The 3,136-nt window shown below is 46.2% G+C and carries 2 protein-coding genes; one reads left to right on the top strand and one right to left on the bottom strand.

Annotation, left to right across the window (positions count from 1 at the left end; all coding sequences use genetic code 11):
- The coding region (locus IM509_RS16505) for a leucine-rich repeat protein (protein WP_287717178.1) at window positions 1–1,433 on the bottom strand (1,433 nt) is incomplete at its 3' end.
- Window positions 1,434–2,005: 572 nt separating this feature from the next.
- Between IM509_RS16505 and IM509_RS16500 the strand changes: the two genes are divergently transcribed.
- Window positions 2,006–2,812: a TPM domain-containing protein gene (locus IM509_RS16500; RefSeq protein WP_002736671.1), complete on the top strand. Its 807-nt coding sequence runs from the start codon at window positions 2,006–2,008 to the stop codon at window positions 2,810–2,812.
- The last annotated feature ends 324 nt before the right edge of the window (window positions 2,813–3,136 follow it).

Here is a 3,136-nt window from a genome sequence, read left to right as displayed (position 1 = left end):
TTGAGAATATCATAAACACCGTCAGTTACCCATTCCGGGTTCAGGACATTGGTTTCATTCAGTCGCGGATCATCTTGGTAGTTGAGGACAATACCGAGATCGTGGAGAAACTGCACTAAACTTTTTTGATCGCTGGCCTCTTTAATCTCGGCTGTCTGACACATTTCCTGATACTTTTCGTAGGAAATAAAGTCATAACTCTTTTGCATCGTTTCTAGTTGAGTTTTGATCTGAAACCAACTATTAGGCAATAAATCTTTGATATGGGGAATAGCATCGATTTGGGAGGCGATTTCCTGCACAAGTTGCTCGATTCCCGCACCGGTTTTACAGGAAGTGGCGATTAGCTTGGTGATTTGGGGATATTTTTTCTGGAGGGTGCGGATCTTAACTTGCGGGGGATTTTCATCGGCACAATTACCCACGATAATCACGGGAGAATTGCCTCCGTAGGTTTCAATGAGTTTTAACCAGTATTCCAGACGGTTTTGCTGTTCGTTTTTGCGGTTGTCGAGGACAAGCAGATAAAGACTGCGTTTAGTCAGAAAAAACTGATGGGTGGTTTGCATCACTTTCTGACCGCCAAAATCCCAGATATTGAGGCGAATATCAGGTTTTTGGGGCAGTTGCCACTTTTCAATATTAATGCCGGGGGTCTTGGGTTCTCCGGAATTAAAGGTATTGTGCAGTAACCTCTTTAACAGGGAAGTTTTCCCCACATCCCCCTCCCCCACCAATAAAACTTTAAGCTCATTAAGAGGGCGTTTAGCTTTATTCTTGAGATAACTAAAAATCGCCTGCGGATTGCCATCATCCCATATTGTTTTACCCCATCCCTGACGAATAATTTCCGGGGGAACGTTGGTAATCGGGTTATTTTTGAGGACTAATCGCTTCAGGTTGACTAGGTGAGCGAGCGCTTCTGGAATCTCCCTGATTTGGTTATTTCTGAGGTCGAGTTCTTGCAGGGAGGTGAGGTGAGCGAGTGCTTCTGGTATCTCGCTGATTTGGTTATTGTTGAGAAAGAGGTATTGCAGGGAGGTGAGGTGAGCGAACGCTTCTGGTATCTCCCTGATTTGGTTATTGTAGAGGTCGAGGTATTGCAGGGAGGTAAGGTGAGCGAGCGCTTCTGGTATCTCGCTGATTTGGTTATCGCTGAGGTCGAGGAGTTGCAGGGAGGTGAGGTGAGCGAGTGCTTCTGGTATCTCGCTGATTTGGTTATTGCTGAGATAGAGGCGCTGCAGGGAGGTGAGGTGAGCGAGCGCTTCTGGAATCTCCCTGATTTGGTTATTGTTGAGAAAGAGGTATTGCAGGGAGGTGAGTTGAGGGATTTCGGGGGGAATTTCTGTTAAGTTTTTGTTGGACAGATCCAACTTCCCCGCTCTTTCGTCCTTTACCCGTTGAATTAACTCTAATACTTCCCGTGCTGTCATTGACCATCCCCCCGCTACTATATTTACTCCATTTTGGCAAAAGATCCAGTTAATACAACTGGTTGAGACCTCATCAGCTTGAGTTGAGTTTCTGGAGAGTGAACTGAAAACTCCCATCTGATGACCGATAAGGGACTTGCGTGGGAATAATATCCTAGCCAGAAAATCGCTCTGTAGAAGAATCAGGCCGGCCAGATGGCATATTATCAAAGCGCAAGTCCCTTAGCTGCGGGGACTCTCAAAGGCTCTCCCCCTACTTAGGGTGATCAGCAAACCTGGGCGATCGGAGGGCGCAAGCCTTGCGCCCCTACAGTAACGGATTTTGTCCACAATGTAGGGGCGAACTGCGTTCGCCCAAAAGGTACATTAATGTAGGGGCGAACTGCGTTCGCCCAAAAGGTACATTAATGTAGGGGCGAACTGCGTTCGCCCAAAAGGTACATTATCAAAGCGCAAGTCCCTAACTGGGTGACTAAAGTTGAGAATTCCCTTAAGATAAAGTAAATAAGTGTAAAGAAACTGAAAGTTAGCCTACACCCTTGCTGAAAAAATTCTCATTGTCTAGAAGTGCTATGCTCAATCGTTTTTGCCGAGGAATCTCGATCGCTCTTGTCATTGGTGTCATTAGCTGTCTGGGTTGGATTATCTGCCCGGATCAAGCTCTAGCGGTAAATAATCCCGAATTACTGCCCAATCAAGCCACTCCGATCGTTGATTTAGCCAATTATCTACCCGCAAAACAGGAAGAGGCATTAATCCGAGATATCGAGACATTTCAAGGGGAAACCGGCTGGAAAATGCGAGTTTTAACCCAATATGACCGCAGCCCCGGCCGGGCAGTGATTAATTTCTGGGGATTGGATGATAAAAGTATTCTCCTAGTGGCCGATGGTCGGGGCGGTAATTTACTATCTTTTAGTATTGGTGATGCCGTCTATGAATTTTTACCCCGCACTTTTTGGATCGAGTTACAGGCCCGTTTCGGTAATATGTATTTTGTCCGGGAAAATGGCGAAAATAATGCGATCGTACAATCCTTAGACACGGTAAAAGGTTGTTTAGTTAAAGGTGGTTGTGCGGTAGTCCCCGGTTTACCGAGGGAACAGTGGATCCTAACTTTAATTACCTCAATTGTCGGTGGTTTAGTCTTCGGGTTTGCCGGTATTCCCCGCAAAGAAGGACAGGTTTTCGCTTGGCAATGGGTTTTAATTGTCTCTCCCCTCTGGTTTATCCTCTTTGTTGCTTTTGGCATCGGACCGGTGGTTACTCGCACCAGTGAATTACTGCCCCTTTTCCGCAATTTAATCGGTTTTGCCCTTGGAGTTTTAGTCGCCTATCTTTCCCCTCGTTTTAATTCCCTCAACGCCTCAAAAACCTAAAAATTAGCGGATTTTCAGTGATCAGTGATCAGTAATCAGTGAAAAGAAAGTAGCGAAGTTTTTACCTATAACTGATACCAAATCCGGTTATTAAGTTGTTGGTTATAATTAAATTAAAAATGAATTTTAGGTTCGATCCCCCCTGCCCCCCTTGATAAGGGGGGTGCCGATAGGCGGGGGGATCCCCCTTGATAAGGGGGGTGCCGATAGGCGGGGGGATCCCCCTTGATAAGGGGGGTGCCGATCCCCCCTTAGTCCCCCCTTAATAAGGGGGGCATCTGATAATTTTTAACGCCTACCTACTTAGGGTCAAGTATGCCACAC

The organism is Microcystis sp. M31BS1, from assembly GCF_020245285.1.
GTDB classification, from domain to species: Bacteria; Cyanobacteriota; Cyanobacteriia; order Cyanobacteriales; family Microcystaceae; genus Microcystis; species Microcystis panniformis.
Note: the sequence above shows the minus strand (reverse complement) of the source record. Positions and strands in the feature narration are given on the sequence as shown.

Coding starts and splice junctions, on each gene's coding strand:
- IM509_RS16500 (WP_002736671.1), top strand. CDS start 2,006: ATGCTCAATCGTTTTTGCCGAGGAATCTCGATCGCTCTTGTCATTGGT.